Source organism: Phenylobacterium zucineum HLK1 (assembly GCF_000017265.1).
Classification (GTDB): Bacteria; Pseudomonadota; Alphaproteobacteria; order Caulobacterales; family Caulobacteraceae; genus Phenylobacterium; species Phenylobacterium zucineum.
The window spans coordinates 1,323,758-1,346,899 of sequence record NC_011144.1 but is presented as its reverse complement, the minus strand read 5'-3'; the positions used below and the strand labels follow the sequence as shown (position 1 = coordinate 1,346,899).

At 72.0% G+C, this 23,142-nt stretch carries 22 protein-coding genes; 10 read left to right on the top strand and 12 right to left on the bottom strand.

Annotation, left to right across the window (positions count from 1 at the left end; all coding sequences use genetic code 11):
* Positions 1 to 22 precede the first annotated feature (22 nt).
* Positions 23 to 844, bottom strand: a complete 822-nt coding sequence (locus tag PHZ_RS06485; protein ID WP_012521733.1) for a transglycosylase SLT domain-containing protein — start codon at positions 842 to 844, stop codon at positions 23 to 25.
* A 127-nt stretch (positions 845 to 971) separates the two neighbouring features.
* Between PHZ_RS06485 and PHZ_RS06480 the strand changes: the two genes are divergently transcribed.
* Positions 972 to 1,652: an energy transducer TonB gene (locus PHZ_RS06480; protein ID WP_012521732.1), complete on the top strand. Its 681-nt coding sequence runs from the start codon at positions 972 to 974 to the stop codon at positions 1,650 to 1,652.
* A gap of 4 nt (positions 1,653 to 1,656) precedes the next feature.
* Here PHZ_RS06480 and PHZ_RS06475 read toward each other — a convergent pair whose 3' ends face one another.
* Both PHZ_RS06475 and PHZ_RS06470 read right to left on the bottom strand, forming a co-directional pair.
* Complete coding sequence (locus tag PHZ_RS06475; RefSeq protein ID WP_012521731.1) at positions 1,657 to 2,826, bottom strand: acyl-CoA dehydrogenase family protein; 1,170 nt, start codon at positions 2,824 to 2,826, stop codon at positions 1,657 to 1,659.
* Positions 2,823 to 3,863, bottom strand: a complete 1,041-nt coding sequence (locus PHZ_RS06470) for an NAD(P)/FAD-dependent oxidoreductase (RefSeq protein WP_012521730.1) — start codon at positions 3,861 to 3,863, stop codon at positions 2,823 to 2,825. Before PHZ_RS06470 ends, PHZ_RS06475 begins: the two co-directional genes overlap by 4 nt.
* A gap of 110 nt (positions 3,864 to 3,973) precedes the next feature.
* Between PHZ_RS06470 and PHZ_RS06465 the strand changes: the two genes are divergently transcribed.
* From PHZ_RS06465 to PHZ_RS06450, 4 genes are all read left to right on the top strand, one after another.
* Positions 3,974 to 4,543: a hemerythrin domain-containing protein gene (locus PHZ_RS06465; RefSeq protein ID WP_012521729.1), complete on the top strand. Its 570-nt coding sequence runs from the start codon at positions 3,974 to 3,976 to the stop codon at positions 4,541 to 4,543.
* A 19-nt stretch (positions 4,544 to 4,562) separates the two neighbouring features.
* Entirely contained in the window at positions 4,563 to 5,084 is a 522-nt protein-coding gene (locus tag PHZ_RS06460; protein WP_012521728.1) for a CinA family protein, read from the top strand.
* A 163-nt stretch (positions 5,085 to 5,247) separates the two neighbouring features.
* On the top strand, positions 5,248 to 5,862 hold the full coding sequence (locus PHZ_RS21555; protein ID WP_012521727.1) for a DUF6644 family protein: 615 nt from the start codon (positions 5,248 to 5,250) through the stop codon (positions 5,860 to 5,862).
* On the top strand, positions 5,859 to 6,689 hold the full coding sequence (locus tag PHZ_RS06450; RefSeq protein WP_041373290.1) for a DUF6644 family protein: 831 nt from the start codon (positions 5,859 to 5,861) through the stop codon (positions 6,687 to 6,689). Before PHZ_RS21555 ends, PHZ_RS06450 begins: the two co-directional genes overlap by 4 nt.
* Before the next feature lie 9 nt (positions 6,690 to 6,698).
* Here the strand turns inward: PHZ_RS06450 and PHZ_RS06445 are convergent, their stop codons facing one another.
* The gene (locus tag PHZ_RS06445; protein ID WP_012521726.1) at positions 6,699 to 7,625 is read right to left on the bottom strand and encodes a LysR family transcriptional regulator; all 927 of its coding nucleotides are present in this window, start codon (positions 7,623 to 7,625) and stop codon (positions 6,699 to 6,701) included.
* 104 nt (positions 7,626 to 7,729) lie between these two features.
* Between PHZ_RS06445 and PHZ_RS06440 the strand changes: the two genes are divergently transcribed.
* Both PHZ_RS06440 and PHZ_RS06435 read left to right on the top strand, forming a co-directional pair.
* On the top strand, positions 7,730 to 8,311 hold the full coding sequence (locus PHZ_RS06440; protein WP_012521725.1) for an NADPH-dependent FMN reductase: 582 nt from the start codon (positions 7,730 to 7,732) through the stop codon (positions 8,309 to 8,311).
* A gap of 9 nt (positions 8,312 to 8,320) precedes the next feature.
* Positions 8,321 to 9,121 carry a DODA-type extradiol aromatic ring-opening family dioxygenase gene (locus tag PHZ_RS06435; protein WP_012521724.1) on the top strand — a complete coding sequence of 267 codons (801 nt, stop codon included), beginning with the start codon at positions 8,321 to 8,323 and terminating at the stop codon, positions 9,119 to 9,121.
* 4 nt (positions 9,122 to 9,125) lie between these two features.
* Here PHZ_RS06435 and PHZ_RS21550 read toward each other — a convergent pair whose 3' ends face one another.
* The 3 genes from PHZ_RS21550 to PHZ_RS06420 all read right to left on the bottom strand — a co-directional run bounded on the left by PHZ_RS21550 (position 9,126) and on the right by PHZ_RS06420 (position 14,532).
* Complete coding sequence (locus PHZ_RS21550) at positions 9,126 to 11,534, bottom strand: ATP-binding protein (protein WP_012521723.1); 2,409 nt, start codon at positions 11,532 to 11,534, stop codon at positions 9,126 to 9,128.
* Positions 11,535 to 11,602: 68 nt separating this feature from the next.
* On the bottom strand, positions 11,603 to 12,310 hold the full coding sequence (locus PHZ_RS06425; protein WP_012521722.1) for a TrmH family RNA methyltransferase: 708 nt from the start codon (positions 12,308 to 12,310) through the stop codon (positions 11,603 to 11,605).
* A gap of 101 nt (positions 12,311 to 12,411) precedes the next feature.
* Complete coding sequence (locus PHZ_RS06420; protein WP_012521721.1) at positions 12,412 to 14,532, bottom strand: M13 family metallopeptidase; 2,121 nt, start codon at positions 14,530 to 14,532, stop codon at positions 12,412 to 12,414.
* Between the two features lie 147 nt (positions 14,533 to 14,679).
* Between PHZ_RS06420 and PHZ_RS06415 the strand changes: the two genes are divergently transcribed.
* Positions 14,680 to 15,114, top strand: a complete 435-nt coding sequence (locus PHZ_RS06415; RefSeq protein ID WP_049758164.1) for a hypothetical protein — start codon at positions 14,680 to 14,682, stop codon at positions 15,112 to 15,114.
* Here the strand turns inward: PHZ_RS06415 and PHZ_RS06410 are convergent, their stop codons facing one another.
* Positions 15,115 to 15,933 (bottom strand): acyl-CoA thioesterase, encoded by an 819-nt coding sequence (locus PHZ_RS06410; RefSeq protein WP_012521719.1) that lies wholly within the window; start codon positions 15,931 to 15,933, stop codon positions 15,115 to 15,117. It abuts the gene before it with no gap.
* A gap of 85 nt (positions 15,934 to 16,018) precedes the next feature.
* Here PHZ_RS06410 and PHZ_RS06405 point away from each other — a divergent pair, with 85 nt between their 5' ends.
* Positions 16,019 to 16,879, top strand: a complete 861-nt coding sequence (locus PHZ_RS06405) for a pirin family protein (RefSeq protein WP_012521718.1) — start codon at positions 16,019 to 16,021, stop codon at positions 16,877 to 16,879.
* A gap of 7 nt (positions 16,880 to 16,886) precedes the next feature.
* Here PHZ_RS06405 and PHZ_RS06400 read toward each other — a convergent pair whose 3' ends face one another.
* Together PHZ_RS06400 and PHZ_RS06395 are read right to left on the bottom strand one after the other, a co-directional pair.
* Positions 16,887 to 17,657, bottom strand: a complete 771-nt coding sequence (locus PHZ_RS06400) for an SDR family NAD(P)-dependent oxidoreductase (protein ID WP_012521717.1) — start codon at positions 17,655 to 17,657, stop codon at positions 16,887 to 16,889.
* A 68-nt stretch (positions 17,658 to 17,725) separates the two neighbouring features.
* Positions 17,726 to 17,932 (bottom strand): hypothetical protein, encoded by a 207-nt coding sequence (locus tag PHZ_RS06395; protein WP_041373289.1) that lies wholly within the window; start codon positions 17,930 to 17,932, stop codon positions 17,726 to 17,728.
* Positions 17,933 to 18,299: 367 nt separating this feature from the next.
* Here PHZ_RS06395 and PHZ_RS06390 point away from each other — a divergent pair, with 367 nt between their 5' ends.
* Positions 18,300 to 19,031, top strand: a complete 732-nt coding sequence (locus PHZ_RS06390; protein ID WP_049758163.1) for a Crp/Fnr family transcriptional regulator — start codon at positions 18,300 to 18,302, stop codon at positions 19,029 to 19,031.
* Here the strand turns inward: PHZ_RS06390 and PHZ_RS06385 are convergent.
* Both PHZ_RS06385 and ppc read right to left on the bottom strand, forming a co-directional pair.
* Positions 19,007 to 20,413: a malonate--CoA ligase gene (locus tag PHZ_RS06385; protein WP_012521715.1), complete on the bottom strand. Its 1,407-nt coding sequence runs from the start codon at positions 20,411 to 20,413 to the stop codon at positions 19,007 to 19,009. The genes PHZ_RS06390 and PHZ_RS06385 overlap by 25 nt on opposite strands.
* On the bottom strand, positions 20,413 to 23,109 hold the full coding sequence (gene ppc / locus PHZ_RS06380; RefSeq protein ID WP_012521714.1) for a phosphoenolpyruvate carboxylase: 2,697 nt from the start codon (positions 23,107 to 23,109) through the stop codon (positions 20,413 to 20,415). Before ppc ends, PHZ_RS06385 begins: the two co-directional genes overlap by 1 nt.
* Between the last annotated feature and the right edge of the window lie 33 nt (positions 23,110 to 23,142).

Sequence of the window (23,142 nt, the reverse complement as noted above, 5' to 3'; positions counted from 1 at the left end):
CGGCGCCGGCTAGCCTCGGGCGCTAACCCTCGCGGCTGTCCGACAGCATCTTCAGCATCTCGGAGGTGAACAGCGAGCCGGTCAGCCGGCTGCCGACGCCCAGCTGGTCCGAGGGCTGCGAGCCCTTGAGGATCAGGGCGATCAGCGCCTCCTCGTCACGCTGCCGCGAGAGCCGGCGGGCCGAGGCGTACTGGATGAAGCCGCCGTCCTCGTCGGGGCTGCGGGCGCCGCCGACCGCCTGGTGGTCGCCGGCGGTGCGGGTGAGGTTCGCATAGACCTCCGAAACCGTGGCAGGACGGCCTTCGCGGTAAAAGATCGACTTGTTGGCCCGGGCGGCGTCGGGGAACAGGGCCGCCGCCGAGGCGCCGGGCCGCGCCTGCACAGCCTCGATCAGCTTGGCCGAACCCTGCGGCCCGAGGAAATGGGCGGCGTAGAGCTCGCCCGCCGTCGGCGTGCGGCCGGTCCGGCCCTTCAGGTACGAGGCGTGGTCCGAGGCCAGCTCGCCCGCCATCAGCGAGGCCGCGTGCGGGTCGAGCCGCAGGTCCATGACCGCCCGGCGGGCCTCCTTGCCCTCCACCCTGTAGCGGCCGTCCGCCCCCTGGGAGATCAGCTCGGCGTAGCGGGCGTAGCCGTACTTCGAGCCGTGGGTCTTCAGGGTCTGCAGCCACGTCTGCTCCACGAACTGGAACAGTCCCGCCGCCGACGAGGTGGACGCCCGCGCGGTCGGGTTGAAGCCGCTCTCCCGATGGGCGGTCTTCATCAGGAAGCTGAAATCGACGCCGGTCGCCTTGGAGGCGCGATCGATCGCAGCCTCGACGATCCCGCGAATCCCCTGGACGGCCATGGGTCCAGCAGTGCGCCCGCCATGGTTAACGCGCCGCTAACCATGTTCCGCGCAGCCGCCGGTTGACAACTGTAAGCCGGAAGATCACACATGTAATATCTTACGCATGTAGACCAGGAGGCGCGTCATGGCCATCCATCTCTCCGTCCCCGTCCCGGCGCCCTGGAAGGGTCGGCGGCTCTCGCCGACCAGGGCGGTGGTCGTCGCCGCCTCTCTGGCGGCCCACGCCGGCGTCGCCGCCTACCTCGCCATCGCCCAGTTCGCCCCGCCCGAGGTGAGGCTCTACGAGCCGCCCGTCCTCCAGGGCGGCCTCGAGATCCTGCCGAAGAAGCCCCCGCCCAAGCTGCAGGAGGACCCGCCGAAGGCGATCACGCCGCACAAGCCGGCGAACCCCGTCGACGTCCCGATCGCCCCCCTGCCCGTCGATCCGCCCGACGAGATCCGCCCCCCGCCGATCGGCCCGGTCGCCGAGCTGAAGGTGGATCCGCCGCCGGCGCCTCCGCCCGCCGACCCGGTCATCCGCAATCCGACCTGGCTGACCCAGCCGGGCGCGGAGGAACTGGCCCGCCACTATCCCGACCGCGCCCTGCGGCGCGACGTGGAGGGCTCGGCCACCATCGGCTGCAGCGTGACCGCCAGGGGATCGCTGACCGGCTGCCGCGTCGTCTCGGAGACGCCAGCCGGCGAGGGCTTCGGCGCCGCCGCCGTGAAGCTGTCCCGCTACTTCCGCATGGTCCCCAAGACCGTGGACGGCCGGCCGGTCGAGGGCGGCGAGGTGCGCATCCCGATCCGCTTCCGGCTGGGGTAGGCCTTCAGTAGCTCTTCGGCAGGCCCAGCACGCGCTCGGCGATGTAGTTGAAGATCATCTCGCGGCTGACGGGGGCGATGCGCGGGATCATCGCCTCGCGGAAGTAGCGCTCGACGTCGTACTCCCTGGCGTAGCCCATGCCGCCGTGCGCCAGCACCGCCGCCTCGCAGGCGTTGAAGCCGGCTTCGCCCGCCAGGTACTTGGCCGCGTTCGCCTCGGCCCCGCACTCGCGGCCGGCGTCGTAGAGCGCGGCGGCCTTGAAGGCCATCAGGTTGGCAGCCTCCAGCTCGGCCCAGGACCTGGCCAGCGGATGGGCGACCCCCTGGTTCTGGCCGATCGGCCGGCCGAACACGACCCGTTCCTTCGCATAGGCCGCGGCCTTCCTCAGCGCCGCCCGGCCCAGCCCCACAGCCTCGGCGGCGATCAGCACCCGCTCCGGGTTCAGCCCCTCCAGCAGGTAGCGAAAGCCCTGCCCCTCCTCGCCCACCAGGGCCTCCGCGGGCACGTGAAGGTCGTCGATGAAGACGGCGTTCGACTCGATCGCCTTGCGGCCCATCTTCGGGATCGGCCGGGCGTGGATCCGCTCGCGGTCGAAGTCGACGTAGAACAGGCTGAGGCCCTCGTGCGGCTTCTTCACCTCTTCCCGCGGCGTGGTGCGCGCCACGATCAGCATCTTGGTCGCGCGCTGGGCCATGGTCGTCCACATCTTCCGGCCCGAGATGACGTAGCCGTCGTTGCTCCGCACTGCGCGGGTCGCCACGCGGGTGGTGTCGAGCCCGGCGTCGGGTTCGGTCACGCCGAAGCACATCCGGTCCTGGCCCGCGATCAGGCGCGGGATCAGCTTGCGCTTCTGGTCGTCCGTGCCGAACTTCGCGAGCGGCATGGGGCCGAAGATGTTCAGGTGCAGCGCGCTGGCGCCGGAGAAGCCGGCTCCGCTCTCGGCCACCGCCTGCATGGCGATGGCGGCCTCGGTCAGGCCCAGGCCCGAGCCGCCCAGCTCGACGGGCATGGCCGCGCCCAGCCAGCCTGCCTCGGCCATGGCCGCGACGAAGGCCTCGGGGAACTCGCCGGTCTCGTCTGTGCGGCGCCAATACTCGGCGTCGAAGCGTTCGCACAGGCGCAGGACCCCGTCGCGGATCGCCTGCTGCTCGTCCGTGAGCCAGAAACCGTTCATGCCGTCCCTCTAAGGCCCGGCTTCCTGAAGCGCGCCGGATCGAAGCGCGGACCGTACGCGCCGGGATCGCGCCCCGTCACGCAGGCCGCGACGACCTGGGCCACGAGCGGCGCGAGCAGCCAGCCGTTGCGCCGCGCGCCCACGGCCAGCAGCACGCCGGGCGCCTCGCTCCAGCCCACCATCGGCAGGCCGTCGGGCGTCGCCGCCCGGATTCCGGCCGCCAGCGTGGAGGGCGCCTCGGCCAGCGCCGGGAACAGCCGCGCCGCGACGGCGCGAAGCGGCTCGCCCTTGGCCGGATCCACCGCCGGGTCGGCGACGCCCGCCTCCATGGTCGCCCCGACGGTCATCGTCCCCGCGCCGGGCGCCGCATAGGCGCCCTGGCCACGCACCACGGCGCCGGCCGCCCAGGGCGCCGCCAGGCGCAGGATGTGCCCCTTGATCGGCGAGAGCACGGACAGCTCGGGCGCGAGATCCGCCTCGCCCGCCCCGGTCGCCACCATCAGCACATCGGCGCCGCCGCGTTCGCGGACGGCTTCGGCGCGGAAGGCGACGCCCGCGGCCTCGGCGGCGGCGCGCAACCGGCCAAGGGCCTGGGCGGCCTCGATCCGCCAGTCCTCGCGCGTCAGCAGGGCGCGCGGCAGGTCTTCCGACAGGCCCGGCGCCATCGCCCGCGCCGCCGAGCCCGGCAGCTCCATCGCCCTGAACCCCAGGGCCGCGAGGCCGCGCGCGACCTCCTCGAGCCAGGCCTCGTCCCCGGCGGCCAGGGCGCCGTCGCGGCGCAGCTCCACCCCGGCCCGCTCGGCCAGGGCCGGCCACAGGTCGCGCGCCGCCAGCAGGAGCTCGAAGTGCGGTCGCGCCTGCGGGTCGAGCACGGCCTCGAAGGCCGGGGCGATCATGCCCGCCGCCACCCCCGAGGCGTTGGCCGCCGGCGCCGCCGGATCGCAGACGGTCACCCGGCATCCGGCGTCCGCCAGGGCCAGGGCCGCGCCGAGACCCAGGGCGCCCGCCCCCGCAATGGTCACCACCGGTCCGCTCATGGCCCCTAACGACCTGCCGGCGAACGGAAAATCAAGGCCGCGTTCCGAGGAACCTGGGCCGTTCGCGCGGGTTCAACCGACAACGCCTGCCCCCAGCCTGGAGAGCCGTCATGGCCGCCGCGAGCCAGTCCACCGCCAAGAAGACGAAATCCGCCGCCGCGAAGTCGAAGTCCGCCTCGGCTGGCAAGAGCACGGCGAAGAAGACCGCCGCGCCGAAGAGCGATCCGGCGACCCGCCTGCTGATGCAGGACCACCGCGCCGTCGAGAAGCTGTTCGCCCAGTACGAGAAGGCCAAGGAGGACGACGCCAAGAAGCAGGCGATCTACGAGCAGATCCACATGGAGCTCGCCGTCCACATGCAGATCGAGGAGGAGATCTTCTATCCCGCGTCGCGGCCGCACGTGGACGAGCAGGACACGGTCAATGAGGCCGTCGTCGAGCACGCTTCGGCCAGGGACCTGATGGCCCAGCTCAAGAAGATGAAGCCCTCCGACGAGATGTACGACGCCAAGGTCACGGTGCTGAAGGAGATGATCGAGCACCACGTCGAGGAGGAGGAGAAGGAGTACTTCCCCGAGTGCCGCAAGTCGGACATGGACCTGAAGGCCGTCGGCGAACAGCTCAAGGCCCGCAAGGAGGAGCTGATGGCCGAAATGGGCGGTTCGGCCGCCAGGCACTGACCGGGACGCCGACCTGCACATGGCCGAGGCGCTCGAACCCGCCCTGCCTCCCGAGATCGACCGCCTCGCCCAGGACGTCCTGCGCGAGGCGTGCGATCGCCGGCTGACGCTGGCCACCGCCGAGAGCTGCACCGGCGGGCTGCTGGCCTCGCTGCTGACCGACGTGCCGGGCCTCTCCCACGCCTTCGAGCGCGGCTTCGTCGTCTACACCCACGAGGCCAAGCACGAGATGCTGGGCGTGCCGCTGAAGGTGCTGGAGGACGACGGCGCGGTCTCCGAGCGCGCGGCCAGGGCCATGGCCGACGGCGCCCTCGCCGCCTCGAAGGCCGACGTCGCCGTCTCGATCACCGGCTTCGCCGAGGGCGGACCAGGGCAGCCCGCCGGCCTCGTGCACTTCGCGTGCGCGCGGCACGGCAGCCCGACCGCGCACCGCAAAGAAGCCTTCGGCGACGTGGGCCGGGCCGAGGTTCGCCTGCAGGCCCTGAAGACCGCGCTCAAGATGCTGCGCGACCAGATCGCGCCGGCCGTCCCGGCGGCCTGAACATTCCGCACTTTTGAATCGGCGGTTGCCGCGACTCTGCGGCGGCGCTTAGCGTGGCGCCAGCCGGCGGCCCGTCGGCCATGTTGCGCCGGCGTAGCATCGCCGCAATCGACACGAGACGCGCGGGCCTCTAGAAAGACCGGTATGTTCTAGGGGGGCTAAGGTGCTACGGGACTTCCTCGTCTGGCTTGCGACCCGGCTCGGCAAGGGCCCGGGCGAATACGACCTGTCCTGGAGCGAGGCGCTCGCGGGCTCGCTCAACTTCTGGGGCCTCCTGGAAGGCACCCACGTCCTGGCGCTGATGCTGTTCGCCGGCACCATCTTCCTGGTGGACCTGCGGCTGCTGGGCGTGGCGTTCAAGAAGACGCCGGTCTCGGTGATCAGCGACCGAGTGCTGCCGCTGACGGTGGCGGGCTTCCTGCTGATGGTGCTGACCGGCGTGGCGCTCTTCTACGCCAAGCCATTGGTTTACTACCACAATCTGTGGTTCCGCCTGAAGCTGGTGTTCCTGGCGCTCGCCCTGATCAACATCCTCGTCTTCCACTGGCGCGTGCAGCGGAACCGGCACGACTGGGACGCCGCGCCCAGGCCGCCGGCTCCGGCGCGGATCTCGGCGACCGTCTCGATCCTCGCCTGGGTCGCCGTCATCACCTTCGGCCGCTTCATCGCCTACGACTGGTACGAGTGCGGCAAGCCCCTGCCCCGCTGGGCCAACGCCGCCCAGGAGTGCGCCACGTCCGACCGCGGCGCGATCGACCTCGAGGACATGCCGCAATGAGCCTGGCTCCGCAGGATTTCTTCCCGGCCATCGCCCCCTGGGTGGCGACGCTGGACGACACCTTCCCCGGCGCCTGGGTGAAGCCCTATTTCGCCCAGTGGGAGGTGCTGCACCTCCTCTCCATCGCCCTGCTGGGCGGCGCCAGCATCCTCCTGAACCTTCGGCTGATCGGCTACGGGCTCACCGACGAGACGCCGGCCGAGGTCGAGCGCAACGTCCGCCCCTGGATGCACCTGGGCGTCGCGGGCGTCATCGTCACGGGCCTGCTGATCGGCGCCTCCAACGCCGAGCGGCTCTACACGTCCGAGGCCTTCACGGCGAAGATGCTGGGCCTGGCCGCGGCGATCGTCCTCACCTACGGGGTCGCGATGCCCGCGGCCCGCCGCGACGGAGCGCTGGGCGGCGCCGGCCGCCTCTGGGCCCTGGCCGGGCTCGCGATCTTCGCCCTCGGCCTGCTGGTGTTCGGCGTCTCCAAGCTGGTCAACCCCGGCCTCTGGCACGTGATCACCGCCGCCGCGCTCGTCGTGCTGTTCGTCACGCGCGGCCTGACGCGGATCCTCTACCTGACGGGGCTCGTCGCCCTGATCGCGGTCCAGTGGGTGATGACCCACCTCGTGATCCCGCCCGACGACTTCGCCCGGCTGGACCCGGCCAACAAGGCCTTCGCCTGGGTCTTCGCCGCCTGGGTCCTCGGCGCGGCGGTCGTCCAGGTGGTCACCGCCGGCCGCAGCGGCGGGGCCGGGGCGGCGACGAAGGGGCTGGCCTACGCCGCCCTGCTGGTCTGGGTGATGACCGCCGCAGCGGGCCGCTGGATCGCCTTCGCCTGAGCCGGCCGTTCAGGGCGTGGGGTGCACGCTGCCCCAGCCCTGGTGCCACTCCGGTTCGCCCGCGTAGCGCGCCGCCAGGAAGTCCACGAACGCGCGCACCTTGGCCGCCAGGTGCCGCGCGTGCGGATAGACCGCGTGCACGTGGATGACCTCGGGCTCGTAGTTGCACAGCACCGGGACGAGGCGGCCGGCGCGCAGGTCCTCGGCGACGGCGAACGCCGGCGAGCGGATCAGGCCGAACCCCGCCACCCCCGCGGCGGCGCAGGCTTCCGCGCCGCTGAACGACAGGCGTCCGTGCACCCGCACGTCCCGCGTGTCCGACTGGGGGCCGAAACGCCAGACCGTCGGATCCCGCGCGTTGGTGTCGAGCACCGCCTCGTGCCTGGCGAGATCCGCCAGGGTGGTCGGCGTCCCCGCGCGGGCCAGGTAGTCCGGCGAGGCGCAGGTCACCAGCCGCACCGCCGCCAGCCGCCGCGCGACCAGCGAGGAATCCGACAGGTGGCCGATCCGGACGGCGACGTCGAAGCCCTCTTCCACCAGGTTCACCATCCGGTCGCTGAACACCACGTCCAGCGAGACGGCGCTGCAGCCGGCGGCGAAGTCCAGCAGCGCGGGAGTCAGCTGGTTGCGGCCGAACGAGACCGGCGCCGAGACCTTCAGCCGCCCGCTGGGGCCGCTCTGGTCCTTCACCGACGTCTCCAGCGCCTCGAAGCCGTCGAGCAGGTCGCGGGCCCGCTCCAGATAGGCCTGGCCCGTATCCGTCAGCGACACGTCCCGCGTGGTGCGGTTCAGCAGCCGCGCGCCCAGCCGGTTCTCCAGCCGGGCCACGAGCTTGGAGACCTGGGCGCTCGAGACCCCCAGCTTGCGCGCGCCCTGGGTGAAGCTGCGGGCGTCGGCCACGGCCACGAAGGCGGCGAGTTCGTCCAGGCGGTCCATGAGATTGTTTCCCTTTTGGCAAAACACTCATCCAAACCGGGGCGATTATCAACAGGACCGGCCACCACCACCTTCCGGAGACGCCATTCAACCGGGAGAGATTCATGACCCAACCCCGCTCCGTCGCCGTGATCGTCGGCTCGCTCCGCAAGGATTCCGTCAGCCGCAAGGTCGCCAAGGCGCTGGCCGAGCTGACCCCGGGCCTGACGTTCGACTTCATCGAGATCGGCGACCTGCCGCACTACGACCAGGACATCGAGACCGACTCTCCGCCGGCCGCCTGGACCCGCTTCCGCAAGGAGGTCGGGGCCCACGACGCAGTGCTGTTCGTCACGCCCGAGTACAATCGCTCGGTTCCGGGCGCCCTGAAGAACGCCATCGACGTCGGCTCGCGCCCGTACGGCTCCAGCGCCTGGGACGGCAAGCCCGGCGCCGTGATCAGCGTCTCCCCCGGCGCGATCGGCGGCTTCGGCGCCAACCACCACCTGCGCCAGGCGCTGGTCTTCCTGAACGTGCCGCTGCTCAGCAGCGAAGCCTACATCGGCAACGCCTTCTCGCTGTTCGACGAGAACGGCCGGCTGGTGAACGAGGGCACGGCCGAGTTCCTCAAGACCTTCGGCGCCGCCTTCGCCGCCTGGATCGAGAAGATCCTGGCCGAGCCGGCGGCCGCCCGGGCCGCCGCCTAGGGCCACGCCATGCGCCTCCCCACCCTCTTCATCCCGCACGGCGCGGGTCCCTGCTTCTTCATGGAGTGGACCCGCGGCCCCGCCGACGCCTGGGCCCGCACGGAGACCTTCCTGCGCGGCCTGGTCGCCGGCCTGCCCGAGCGACCGAAGGCGATCCTGGTCGTCTCCGGGCACTGGGAGGCGCCCGTCTTCACCGTCGGCTCGGGCGAGCGTCCCGGGCTGATCTTCGACTACTACGGCTTTCCCGAGCACACCTACCGGCTGACCTTCGACGCCCCCGGCTCGCCCGCGCTGGCCGAGCGGGTGCGGGGGCTGCTGACGGGAGCCGGCATCACCTCGGCGGCAGACCGGGCCCGCGGCTGGGATCACGGCGTGTTCGTGCCCCTCAAGCTCGTGACGCCGCAGGCCGATATCCCCGTCGTCCAGCTGTCGCTGAAGGCAGGGCTGGATCCCGAGGAGCATCTGGCCGCCGGCCGGGCGCTGGCGCCCCTGCGCGACGAGGGGGTGCTGATCCTCGGCTCGGGGATGAGCTGGCACAACATGCGCGGCTTCTCGCCGGCCTACACCGCCGCCTCGGCCGAGTTCGACGCCTGGCTGGCGAAGGCGACCGGGAATCCGGCCAGCCTGGCCCGCTGGGCCGAGGCGCCCAACGGCCGCCTCGCGCACCCGCAGGAGGAACACCTGATCCCGCTGATGGTCTGCGCCGGCGCTGCGGAGGGCGAGCCTGCGCGCGCCGTGTTCCGCGACACCGTCATGGACGTGGTGATCTCGGCCTTCGAATTCGGCGAACCCCAGATGGCGGCCGCCTGAGCCGCTAGGCGGCCGCCGAGCGCGCCGCCTCGGACCGCTCCAGCGCCGCCTGCAGGGCCTCGTAGAGGCGCGCGGCTTCGATCGGCTTGGCGACGTAGCCGTCCATGCCGACGTCCAGGTACTCGGCCACCTGGTGGGCCATGGCGTTGGCGGTCAGCGCCACGATCGGCGTCCGGGGCCGCCCCAGCGACAGCTCGCGCGTGCGGATCATGGCCGTGGCGGTGGGGCCGTCCATCACCGGCATCTGCACGTCCATCAGGATCACGTCCCAGTCGCCCTGCTCCCAGGCGGCCACCGCCTCGCGCCCGTCGGGCACGATCACCGGATCCACGCCGACCTGGGCCAGCAGGGTCTTGAGCACCAGCTGGTTCATGGCGTTGTCCTCGGCGGCGAGGATGCGCAGGGGACGGTCCGGCTCGGCGGGGGTGCGCTCGGCGGGCGCCCGCTTCGCCTTCACGGCGCGGCGGCGGACCTTCTCCAGCGGCAGGCTGACGGTGAACCTCGCCCCCTGCCCGCGGGCGCTCTCGGCGGCGATCTCGCCCCCCATCAGGCCCGCCAGCTCGCGGCAGATGGCCAGGCCAAGGCCCGTGCCGCCGAACCGGCGCGTGGTCGAGGCGTCGGCCTGCTCGAACTTGCGGAACAGGTTGGCGAGCTGTTCGGGCGCGATGCCGATGCCGGTGTCGCGCACCTCGAAGGCCAGCAGGCCCTGCGCGCGCCGCACCCGCACCTCCACCGCGCCGCGGTCGGTGAACTTCAGGCCGTTGGAGACGAGGTTCCAGAGGATCTGCCGCACACGGATCGGATCGCCCCGGTAGAGTCCGCGGGCGTTGCGGGCGACGGCGATCTCGAAGCCGAGCCCCTTCGCCTCCGCCACGGCGGCGAAGGTCGCGTGGACGGTCCGAACCAGCTCCTCGACGTCGAACTCGGCTTCCTCCAGGTCGAGCTTGCCGGCCTCGATCTTGGACAGGTCCAGCACGTCGTTGAGGATGGCCAGCAGGCTCTCGCCCGACTGGCGGATCACGTCGAGGCGCTCGCGCTGGGCGGGCGACAGCTCGTCCATGGCCATGGCCTGCGCCATGCCCAGCACGCCGTTCAGCGGCGTGCGGATCTCGTGGCTCATGGTGGCCAGGAAGGCGCTCTTGGCGCGGTTGGCGGCCTCGGCCTCCTCCTTGGCGCGGACCAGCGCCCGCTCCTGGGCCTTTCGCACCGTGACGTTCTGCATGGCGCCCACCAGGCGCAGGGGCCGGCCGTCCTCGCCGGTGGTGAGGCGCGCCGTGCCGGCCGCCCAGACCTCCCTGCCGTCGCCGCGCCGCAGCCGATACTCGGGATAGTAGGGCGCCCCGTCCCGGACATGCGCTTTCCACGCAGCCTGGACCTTCGCGACATCCCGCGGATCGATCGCGTTCCAGATGTTGGCTGCGAGGTCGGCGTACGTTCGCGGTCGGTCGAAGAACGTGTCCTCGGCGCCGACCTTGGTCAGCTCGCGCCGCACATAGTCCAGTTCGTAGACGTGCAGGTCGGCGATCTGCATCGCGATCCGCAGCCGCTCCTCGGAGCGTTCGGTCCGCTCCAGCGCCTCGACCATTTCGGTGATGTCGTACGAGGCCAGGATCAGTCCGCCGACCTGGCCTTCGGTGTCGCGCCAGGGCGTGACCTCGAACTTCACCCATTCGACAGAGCCGTCCGGCCCCGGCAGCGCGCGCCGGTCGAGCTTGTAGCCGGTTCCGGCGGCGACGGCCGCCTCCAGCCCCTCGCGCCACTGCTCGAACATGTCCGGCCGCAGCTCGTAGAGCGTCTTGCCGGTCACCTGCCGGCCGGCCAGCCCCCGCCCGGTGATCCAGGGCGGGCTGGCGTAGAGCACGCGCATCTCGCGGTCGGTCAGCACCAACGAGATCGGCAGCGCCTCAATGATGGCGTTCAGCGTCTTCTCGTAGGTGCGACGGGCATCGGTCTCCCGGAGCCGGGCCCACTCGTCGGCGACGGTGTCGGCCAGGTCCTGGAGGCGGGCCGCCAGCACCCGGTCGTACGGCCGCGGCTCCAGGCCGCCCACCCAGAGCGCGCCGGGGGTGGAGCCGTCCTCGAGCCGGATCGGCGCGGCGGCGAAGAAGCGGACGTAGGGCGGCCCCACCACCGAGGCGTCGTCCAGGAAACGCGGATCCTCGCGGCAGTCCTCGGACCAGACGGGCGCGCCGGTTCGCATCAATTCGCGCACGCCGGCGGCCTGGGCGGCGCTGGGAGTTCCGCCCCCGCGGCTGTGCCACACGCCCTCCCCCTCGCCCTCGACGAGGGTGATCTGGGCCTCGACGTCGCCGCCGAAGAGCGTGCGCAGGAGGCGGGTCGCGCGATCGAACACCGGCCCGGACTGCTCCAGGCCGGGCGGTCTGCCCGCGACGGTCCGCGCCTTGCGCTTCATGTTCCTCCCGCCCACGGCAGACATGCGCCGCGACGGTCTAGGATCGCACCGCGAGGTTAAACTTGGCTTTAGGCCGCACCCTTTGCGGTCAGGTGGTGCAGGACGATCCCGCTGGTGGTGGCGACGTTCAGCGAATCGAAGCCGCCGGCCATGGGAATGCGGACGGTCCGGGTCCGCGCCAGCACGTCATCGGGCAGGCCGGGGCCTTCGGCCCCGAACAGGGCCGCCACGCGCGCAGGCGGCGCAAGGTCGGCCAGGTCCGTCTCCCCGGCCGGACTGAGCGCCAGCACCTCCAGGCCGGCGCCCGCAAGTGCGCCCACGAGGTCCTCCCCCGCTTCGAGGCGGGCGAACGGCATGGTCAACGCCGCCCCCACGCTGACCCGGATCGCCTTGCGGTACAGCGGATCGCAACAGGCGGCGTCCAGGATCACCGCGTGCGCCCCGAAAGCCGCGGCGTTGCGGAAGATCCCGCCGATGTTGTCGTGGTTGGCGATGGCCGACAGCCCGACCACCAGCGCCCGGTCCGGCAATCCCGCCAGCAGCCCGGCCGCCGACCGCTCCGGCCGCCGACCCAGAGCCAGGATCCCGCGGTGGATCGGGAAGCCGACGATGGAGTCCATCACCGCCTGTCCTGCCGCATAGACCGGCGTACCGGGCGGCAGGTCCGCCAGCACCGGCCCCAGCGCCGCCAGCCGGTTCTCGGCGACGAGCACCGAGACGATACGCTCCGGCATGGCGCGGGCCGCCTTCTCGAGCACCACCCGTCCCTCGGCCACGAACAGGCCGTCGCGGCCCGCGAGATCGCGCTCGCGGACCGCGCGGTAGCCCTCGATGCGAGGGTCGCCCGGGTCGGTGACCCGGATCGCCTCCGGCGCGGCTACCAGATCTTCACCCGGTCGGCCGGCGCCAGGTGCAGCGCCTGTCCCGGCTGGACGTCGAAAGCCGGATACCACTGGTCAAGGTTGCGGACGGTGAGCGCCCGCCACGGGCCCGGCGAGTGGACACCGGTGATCACCGCCCGCCGCAGCGCCGCCTCGCGGTACTTGGCCCGGTAGTTCTGCGCCCAGCCGAGGAAGAACCGCTGGTCGGCGGTGAAGCCGTCGATCACCGGCCCCTCGCCCCCGCCAAGCGACAGGCGGTAGGCGTCATAGGCGGTGGCCAGGCCCGCGACGTCGGCGATGTTCTCGCCCAGCACCTGCTCGCCGCGCAGGTTCAGCCCCGGCAGGGCCTCGTAGGCGCTGTACTGGTCGGCGAGCTTCTTGGCCTCGGCCCGGAAGCGGGCCAGGTCCTCGGGCTTCCACCAGTTGCGCAGATTGCCGTCGGAGTCGAACTGTGCGCCCAGGTCGTCGAAGCCGTGGCTGACCTCATGGCCGATGACCCCGCCGATGGCGCCGTAGTTCACCGCCGGGTCGGCGGCGGGGTCGAAGAACGTCGGCTCCAGGATCCCCGCCGGGAAGATGATCGAGTTCTGGCTTGGCGCGAACAGCGCGTTCACCGTGTGGGGCGTCATGAACCACTCCTCGCGGTCCACGGGCCGGCCCAGCTTGGCGAGGTTGCGGCGGTACTCGAAGAGCTCGGCCCGGAACTGGTTGCCGTAGGCGTCGCCCCGGACGATCTCCAGCCCCGAATAGTCCCGCCAGGTGTCGGGATAGCCGACATAGACGCGGAAGTTGGCCAGCTTCTTCCTCGCCTCGGCCTTGGTCTCCGGGCTCATCCAGTCGAGGCTGTCGATGCGCCGGCCGAACGCCTTCAGCACGTTGTCGGCCATCTCCTGGACCTTGGCCTTGGCCTCGGGACTGAAGTGCCGCTCGACGTAGAGCTTGCCGACGGCCTCGCCCAGCGCCGCGCTCGTGTTGTCCACGCCGCGCTTCCAGCGCTCGCGCTGCTCGGGTTGGCCGGTCAGGGCCTGGCCGTTGAACGCGAAATGCTCGTCGACGAACGCCTTGGAGAGGTAGGGCGCGCCCCGCTCGACCGCATGGAAGGCCAGATAGTCCCGCCAGGCCTGCAGCGGCTGCGAGCCCACCAGCCTGGCCGTCCCGGCGATGGCGCTGTCCTGCCAGGCGCCGAAGCGCGGCTGGTCCTGCAGGCCGGCGGCGGTCAGGAACGCGGTCCAGTCGATCCCCGGCGCCTTGGCCGCCAGCTCGGCCCGGGTCCAGACCGTGTTGGCCTTCTGGATGTCGGCGGTCTGGTCGACGGTCCAGTGGGTGCGGGCGATGGCGGTCTCCAGGTCGACCACGCGCTTCGCCCGCGCCTCGGCGTCGTCGAAGCCCGCCAGCCGGAACATGGCGGCGACGTGCGCTTGGTACTTCGTCCGCAGCTCGCGGAAGCGCTCGCTGTCGCCCAGGTAGTACTCGCGGTCGGGCATGCCGAGCCCGCCCTGCATGATGTAGGGCCGGTACACCGTGGTGTCGGTCAGATCCTCGGCGACCCAGAGGCCGAAGAGGCGGTCGGTGTAGAAGTCGGTGGCGTTCAGCGCGTCCACGTCGGCGCGCAGCGCGGCGCCCAGCTCGCGGGACAGGTCGGCGCGGGTGCGGATGGCGGTGATGCGGTCCAGTTCGGGCTTCACGGGCGCGACGCCGAGCTGCTCGATCCGCGCCTCGTCCATGAAGCTGGCGAAGTAGTCCCCGATCTTGCGGGCCTCGGACCCGGCCGGCGCGTCGGAGGCGGCGGCCTGCTCGATGATCGCCCGCGTGCGCTGGGCGGCCGTCTCGGCGATGGCGGCGAAGCTGGTGATGTTCGAGCGGTCGGCGGGAATCTCGGTGCGGTCCGCCCACTTGCCGTTGGCGTAGCGGAAGAAGTCCTCGCCGGCGGCGACCGACGTATCCATGCCCGAGACGTCGAAGCCGAACGTCCCGACCTGGGCCTTAGGGCGTTCGGGCGCCGGCGCGGGGGCGGGTTGGGCGGCGGATTCGGCGGAAGGCGCTGTCGGCGTGGTGGCGCAGGCGGCGAGCAGGGCTGCGGCCGAGGCGGCGGCGAGCCACGAGGGGCGGAACGTCATCGATGTCTCTCTCCGGCGGCGCGGCCGTCGCCGCGCGCGTTTGCAGGGGTTCTACACCGCCCCGCGCCGGCCGCGACCGTTACAGCTTTGTCATTTGCCCGCCGCGGCGGACGCATGGGACCGCTCGGCGCTTCAACGGGGGACTCCATGGACGAGACAGCCGCCATCGGCGCCGTGATCGACGAGATGTACGCGATGATCTCGGGGCCCGCCGGCCCGCGGGACTGGTCGCGCCAGCGCGCCGTCTTCCACCCGCAGTCCCGGCAGATGCGCACCGGCGTGGACGAGCACGGCGCCCCCTGGATCAGGATCATGTCGCCCGCCGAATACGAGGCCGACGTGACGCCCTTCTTCATGGCCAACCCGTTCTTCGAGGTCGAGATCGCCCGGCGGATCGACGTGCTGGGGAACATGGCCCACGTCTGGAGCCTCTACGAGGCCCGCACCGCGCCCGACGACGCCACGCCCGAGCGGCGGGGGATCAACTCGATCCAGCTCTACCGGGACGCGGGCGGGGACTGGAGGATCATCTCGATGATCTGGGACAACGAGCGGCCGGGCGTGCAGGCCCAGCCCTTCTAGCTAGCGCTCGTCCGCCCTTTCGCGGATCCGCACGATCAGCGACTGGCTGGCGGTGGCCATCAGCTCGCCGTCCTCGGCGAACAGGTACATGGCGCCGTGGGCGAAGCCGCCGTGGACTCCGTGGATGCGGATGTCGCACAGCACCCATTCGGTCGGCACGATCCGGCGGATCCGCAGGGTGTTGTCGAGGCTGTTGCCGCCGGCGTTCCTGCCCAGGGCGTTGCCGACGCCCGAGGGGACGAAGTCGGCCATGATCGCCAGCATCGGCGCATCGACCGCGAACCCTTCCCGCGGTCGGATCCACAGCAGCGAGCGGCCGTCGGGCTCGGGCTGGCCGTTGCGGTCGGCCCCGTAGCGGCCCTTGGCGACCCGCACCTCGATCCGGCTGTGCAGCCCCTCGCCGCCGCCGCGCCAGTGCTCGGCCGGCTCGCAGTCGCCGGGCTTGGGCGCGTCCGGCATCTCCAGCCACTGCCGCGACAGCTCGCTGGGCCGCTCGCCGAGGGCGGCGTTGACCGTGAAGATCTCGCGGTCGTGGACGTGGCCGACCACGCGGGCCTGGGTGTTGTACTTGCCCTGCACCGGCGTCCAGACGTCGAGGTCCACCACGCTCGGCGGCTTGGCGTAGGACAGGTACTGCGCCGTCGCCCACACCACCGGCCGGCCGCAGGTGCGCTCCATCGCCGCCACCGCCGCGCCCAGGCCGACGCCGCCGAACATGAACATGTTTCCCGGCGGCCCCACGCAGACCGCGTTCGAAAGCGGCATGTACCAGCGGTGCGGGTTGTGCGTGGCGCGCAGGTCGAAGAAGAGCTTGTCCATCGCGCCCCTGAAAGCGCGGCCGGAGTGGCTCCGCAAGCCCCGGTTCGCGCTTATATGGCGCAAAGCCCCCCGGAGGACCGCGCCCGTGCCCGCCAAGACCGTCATCGCCCAGCACGCCGCCCATCGGGACGACATCGGCGACCTCGTCACCCGCAGGCCTCTGCCCGGGCCCGGCGTGGACCAGGTGGACCCCTTCCTGTTCCTCAACCACCACGGTCCGCAGGTCTATCCGCCCGGCAATCGCGGCCTGCCGTTCGGGCCGCACCCGCACCGCGGGTTCGAGACGGTGACCTTCATCCTCGACGGCGAGCTGGCCCATCGGGACTCGGCCGGCCACGAGAGCATCATCCGCGCAGGCGGGGTCCAGTGGATGACCGCCGGCTCGGGCCTCATCCACGCCGAGGTCTCGCCGGACGACTTCATGCGCCGGGGCGGGCCGCTGGAGATCCTGCAGCTGTGGGTCAACCTGCCGTCGCGGCTGAAGATGACCCGGCCGCGCTACGTTGGCGTGCAGGCGGACGAGATCCCCGAGCTGTCGGCCGGCGACGGCGCGACCGTGCGCCTGATCGCCGGGACCTGGGGCGGGGTGACCGGCGCAGTCCCCTCGCTAACCGGCGTGTTCATGGCGACGGTGGAGCTGAAGCGCGGCGCGCGGGCCGGCTTCGGGGCCCTGCAGGGGCGCAACGTCTTCTGCTACGTCGCGCGCGGCGAAGCGGCGGTCAACGGGGTGGCCGCCTCGGCCTGCCACCTCGTCCAGCTCGACCTTCCGGGCGACACCGTCGAGCTGGAGGGCCTCGGCGACGGCGCCCTCGTCGTCTTCGGCCACGCCCAGCCGCTCGGCGAGCCCGTGGTCGCGCACGGGCCCTTCGTGATGAACACCCGCGAGGAGATCGTGGAGGCGATCCGCGACTACCAGGCCGGCCTGTTCGACAACGTCTCGGCCTGAGGCGCCGCTAGAAGTTCACCCGCGACGAGATCGCCCCGTCCACCACCATGTTGATCCCGGTGGTGAAGGCCGACCGGGGACTGGCGAGGAACACCGTGGCCGCCGCGATCTCCTCGGGCGTGGCCATGCGCCCGGTGGGGTTGCGCTTGATCATCTGGGCGAAGAAGTCCGGCATGTTGTCGCGCACGTTGCCCCACACGCCGCCGTCGAACAGCACGGTCCCGGGGGAGACCACGTTGCAGCGCAGCCCCTTGGCCGCGTTCTCGCGGGCCACGCCCTTGGCGTAGTGGATCAGCGCGGCCTTGATCGCACCGTACGAGGAGGCGTTCGTCGCCTCCGCGGCCGAGATCGAGGAGGTCAGGATGAAGCAGGCGTCGCCGTTGGCCGCGGCGGCCTTCTCGAGATAGGGCTTGGCCGCCTCGAAGCTGCGGACCGCCCCCAGCAGGTCCACCTCGAACATCGCCCGCCAGTCCTCGTCGGTCACGCCCTGCACCAGGGCGCTGGCGTTGGAGACCAGCACGTCGACACCCCCCAGCGCCTCGGCGGCGCCGCGGACGAACGCCTGCAGGCTGGCCTTGTCGGCGATGTCGGCCGGCTGCCCCCAGGCCTTCACGCCCCGGGCCTCCAGCGCCTTGACCGTCTCGGCGACCTGGTCGGCGTGGCGGGCGCACACCGCCACGTTGGCGCCCTCGTCCGCGAAGCACTCGGCGATGCTGCGGCCGATGCCGCGCGTCCCGCCGGTCACCACCGCGGTCTTCCCTTTGAGCTGCAGGTCCATGGCTTCACTCCCTCGTTCGGCCGCGAACCTGCCCCAGCGCCGGCCCCGACGCCAGCGGCGCCGCTAGGTCAGCCCGCGAGCCGGCGGGGCGCCGCGTCCGGGCTGCGGGGCGCGTGCGAGCGGGCGAACACCCGGATCACGCAGGCGGCCGCCACGGCGCGACTGGGCGCGAGGCCCTGTTCGACGGGATCGCCGCCCCGGTCGTAGGCGATCCACGCCCATCCCGCGGATGTCTCGGCGATCCGGTATCCGAAGTCCGCGCCGGAAACGCGCATCGAAGAACTCCAGCAGCTGCTCACAGGCGTCATCCAACGGCGCGACCCGCCGCCCGTTCCCCTGCTGAAGAAAAGAAGACCGGTCCCGGCCGCTCTTCTTCGCCTCCGACTCCAAGGCTGCTCCTGGCGCGGCGATCGAATGCCTGGGCCGGGCCTCCCAGCACCTGAAACACCCCCGGCGAGCCCTATGTCTGGTCTGTGACTCAGGAACCACATCCTTCCTGGCGCGTATCGACTTTGTCCGGGGGTCGTGTCTGCGCTCAGGCGCAATCGGTTTCCGGACCTCGCGTAGCCTTTAGCCCATGAGGAGCACCGGATGACGGGCCGGTTCAGACCTCGCCTCGCCGCATGGCCCATAGATCCGGTCGTGCGGAAGCTGCGGTCGCTTACACCCCTGCCGGAGGCCGAAGAGGCGTTCGTCCGAAGCCTGAGCGAACGCCGGGAGCGGTTCGCCCCCGGCGAGGAGCTGATCCCCGAGGGTCAGCCCGCGCGCCGGCCCAGGTTCGTTGTGGCCGGCTGGGCCGCCTGCCAGCGCGTGCTGCCGGACGGCCGGCGCCAGATCTTCCGGCTGATCCTGCCCGGCGACCACTTCGGGTTCTGCGACAGGGCCGCGCCGCCCTCGCCCTGGAGCGTGGTCGCGCTCACCGCCCTCGAGACGGTCGACGCCGAGGCCGCCCTGGACGCCGTCCTCGACGAGCGCACGCCCGCACTGGGCCAGGCGATGGCCGCCGCCGCGGCGCAGGAACAGCAGCTCCTGCTGGACCACATGGTGCGGCTCGGCCAGCAAACCGCCTACGAACGGGTCGCCCACTTCCTGCTCGAGCTTCAAAGGCGGCTGCACGTCGCCGGGCTCGGCGACAACCAGCGCTTCCCGCTGCCGCTCACCCAGGAAATCCTGGCCGACGCCCTCGGGCTGTCGATCGTCCACGTGAACCGCACGCTGCAGCAGCTGCGCAAGGAGCGGCTGATCGAGCTGCGGTCGGGCGTGGCCATCCTGCTGCAGCCGGACGTCCTGGCCGAGGTCGCCCACTACGAGCCGGGGCCCGCGGTGCGGGCCCCCTCGCCGGCCCGCCGTCAGCTGGAGAAGACGTCGGCGTAGCGCTCGCGCAGCAGGTTCTTCTGGACCTTGCCCATGGCGTTGCGGGGCAGTTCATCGACGAAAAGGACGCGCTTGGGCGCCTTGTAGGCGGCGAGCTGCCTGCGCGCCTCGGCGATGAGGGCGGCCTCGTCGCCCTGCCCGATCACCACCGCCACCACGCCCTCGCCGAAGTCGGGATGCGGCGCGCCGATCACGGCGCTCTCGCGCACGCCGGGCAGCTCGTCCAGCACCAGCTCGACCTCTTTCGGATAGACGTTGTAGCCGCCCGAGATGATCAGGTCCTTGGCCCGGCCCGAGATCCAGACCCGCCCGTCGGGGTCCTGGCGGCCCACGTCGCCGGTGACGAAGAAGCCGTCGGCGGTGAACTCCTGGGCCGTCTTGTCCGGCATCCGCCAGTAGCCCGAGAAGACGCTGGGCCCGCGGATCTCGATGACGCCCGTCTCATCTCCCCCGCCGATCCGCAGCTCGACGCCGGGCAGCGGATAGCCGACCGAGCCGGCCAGCCGCTCGCCCTCCAGCGGATTGGTGGTGATGATCACCGCCTCGCTCATCCCGTACCGCTCGAGGATCCGCCGGCCGGTGCGCGCCTCGAACTCCGCGAAGGTGGACGGTAGCAGCGGCGCCGAGCCCGAGATGAACAGCCGCACGCCCGCCGCCGCCTCGCGCGTGAACGCCGGATTGGCCAGGAGGCGCGTGTAGAAGGTCGGCACGCCCATCATCACCGTCGAGCGCCGCAGCCCGGCCAGGACCGCGGCGTCCTCGAACTTCGGCAGCCAGACCATCGGGCAGCCGGACAGGAGGGCGCAGTGCAGCGCCACGAACAGGCCGTGGACGTGGAAGACGGGCAGAGCGTGCAGCAGCACGTCGTCCGGCCCGAACCCCCAGGCCCGGTGCAGGGCGACGGCGTTCGTCGCCAGATTGCCGTGGCTCAGCATAGCGCCCTTGGAGCGCCCGGTCGTGCCGCTGGTGTAGATCAGCGAGGCCAGGTCGGAGGCCGCCCGCGGGACCGCCTGGGCCAGCGGCGCGTGGGCCGCGGCGTCGCGCACGAAGGCGGGCGGATCGGTGACGAAGACCTTCGGCTCGGCGTCGCCCAGGAAGTAGTCCACCTCGGCGGCCGTGTAGGCGGCGTTGAGCGGCAGGAAGACCGCGCCGGCCTTCAGCACGCCCAGGTAGATCATGATGACCTCGGGCGACTTCTCGGCCTGCAGGGCCACCCGGTCGCCCGGCCCGACTCCCTCGGCCAGGAGGCGCGCGGCGATCCGGCCGGCGGCCGCCTCGAGCTCGCCGTAGCTGATCGCGCTGCCGTCGCCGAGCAGGAAGCAGGGTTTCGAGCGGTCGGCGGGAAAGCCGCCGGCCAGCAGGTCGTAGAGGTTCTCGCTCATCAGCCGGTGTTCCGAAGGCCCGCCGCCACGCCGTTGATCGTCAGGTGGATGCCCTGGCGCACGGCCTCCTGATCGTCCCCTGAACGGCGGCGGCGGATCAGCTCGATCTGCAGGTGGTTCAGGGGATCGATGTAGGGCAGCCGCGAGCGGATCACCGCCGCCAGGTCGGGATTGTGCTCCAGCAGCGCCGACTGGCCGGTGATCTCCAGCAGCGCCTCGGTCGTCCGCTCCCACTCGGCGCGGATCTGCCCGAACACCGTCTCGGCCAGGGCCTGATCCTCCACCAGGCCCGCGTAGCGGCCGGCGATGGCCAGGTCGCCCTTGGCCAGGACCATCTCCATGTTGGCCAGGGTGGTGGCGAAGAACGGCCAGCTCTCGAAGAGCTCGCGCAGCTGGGCCATCGGCACGCCGCCGTTCGCCACCGCCGAGCCGAAGCCGTACCAGCCGGGCAGCATCGCCCGCGACTGCGACCATGAGAACACCCAGGGAATGGCCCGCAGCCCCTGGATGCTGCGGCTGGCCTGGCGCGACGTCGGCCGGCTGCCGATGTTCAGGTCGGCGATCTCGGCGATCGGGGTGGCGGCGAAGAAGTAGTCCACGAAACCCGGCGTCTCGTAGACGAGGCTCCGGTAGGCCTGCATGGCGTGACGGGCGAGCGCGTCCATCGCCTTGGTCTGCGGCGCCGCCAGATCCTCGGACGCATGCCTGCGCAGCGAGGCCAGCACGACGCCGGCGGTCAGGGTCTCGAGACTCTGCCCCGCGAGTTCCGGGTCGGCGTACTTGTTGGCCACCACCTCGCCCTGCTCGGTGATGCGGATGCGGCCGCCGACCGTCCCCCGCGGCTGGGCCACCAGGGCCTCGAAGCTGGAGCCGCCGCCGCGCCCCACGGCCCCGCCGCGCCCGTGGAAGAGCTGCAGCCGCAGGCCGGCCCCGCCCACCACCGAGGCCAGCGCCCGCGAGGTCTTGTGCAGCTCCCAGGTGGAGGTGAGGTAGCTGCCGTCCTTGTTGGAGTCGGAGTAGCCGATCATCACCTCCTGCAGGCCGTGCCCCGCGAGGAGGTCGTGGATCTGCGGCAGGGCCAGGTAGCGCGCCATGGTCTTGGGCGCGGCGCGCAGGTCCTCGATGGTCTCGAACAGCGGCTCGGCGAGGATCTCGGCCGTCGGCGGGGCGCCGGGCCGGAACAGGCCCACCTCCTTCAGCAGCAGATAGACCTCCAGAAGGTCCGACACCGAGGTGGTGTTCGAGACGATGTAGGCGCGGATCGAGTCCGGCCCGTAGCGCCGCTTGATCTCGGCGGCCGTGGCCAGGATCTCCAGCTCGCGCGCGGTCTCCTCGCTGTAGGTCGCGAACGGCGAGGCGAGCAGCCGGCCGTGCCGCAGCTCGGACAGAAGCAGCTGGCAGCGGCCGGCCTCGTCCAGGGCCTCGTAGTCGGCGCAGACGCCCGCCGTGCGCAGCAGTTCGGCCGCCACGCGGGCGTGGACGGCGGAGTTCTGCCGCATGTCGAGCGTCGCCAGGTGGAAGCCGAACACGTCCACCGCGCGGATGAGGTCCGGCAGCGGCCCGTCGGCGAAGGCCTCCCCATGCATCCGCAGGAGCGAATCCAGCACGGTCTGCAGGTCGGCCCGCAACGTCTGCGGGTCCTCGTAGGGCTCGCCCGGAGTGCTGGCGGGCCGCGGCGGCGCCTCTCCCGTCAGCAGCGGATAGGTGGCCGCCAGGCGCGCGTAGACGCCCGTCAGCGCCCGCCGGTACGGCTCGTCGGTCCGGTGCGGCGAGGCGTCGTGCGCCTTGTCGGCCAGCGCCTGGAGTTCGGGCGTGACGCCCGCGAGGTCCGACGAGATGGAGAGTTCCGCGCCCAGGGCGTGGACCTGGTCGAGGTAGAGCCGGAGCGCCGCCCGCGACTGGCGCGCCAGGGCCTGGCGCATCACCTGGGCGGTGACGAAGGGATTGCCGTCCCGGTCGCCGCCGACCCACGAGCCGACGCGCAGGAAGCTGGCCAGGGCCTCGTCCTGCCCCAGCACGTGGCGCCAGCGCGCGTAGAGCCTCGGCAGGGCCGCCAGGAAGCTGCGCTCGAAATAGGAGACGGCGTTCTCGATCTCGTCGCCGACCGCGATCTTCACGTGCCGCAGCAGCCGGGTGCGCCAGAAGATCGAGACCTCGCGGACCAGCTCCTGCTCGGCGGCCTCCCGCTCGGCGTCGGTGCGGGCGCGGTCGAAGGCCTCCAGCCCGCGGGCGATGGCGCTCTGCCGATCGAGCACGCTCTTGCGGCGCACCTCGCTCGGGTGGGCGGTGATCACGGGGGCGATGAGGGCGCCGGCCAGGAGATCCTCGACCTCCTTCCGCTCCACGCCGTCGGCCGCCAGCGCGCGGACCGCGCCGGCCAGGGTGTCCGGGCGGGCCTCCCCGGCCCGGATTCGGCGGCGCTGGATCTGGTCCTCGGCGATGTTGGTGATCTGCAGGAAACAGGCGAACGAGTGGGCGAAACGGACCGTGTCCTCCAGGCTGAGCGACCCGAGCCGCTCGGCCATCAGCCGCGCCGCCTCGGGCGTGCCCTCGCGGTGGAAGCCCACCGAGGCCTGGCGGATGTCCTCGATCTGGTTGAACACCGCCACCCCGTCCTGGGCGCGGATCACGTCGCCCAGGACGCGGCCGAGGAAGCGCACGGCGGCGCGCAGCTGGTCCGGAACCGACTGGGTCATGGTTCGCCTTTAAGCCTCCCGCCGCGCAGGCGT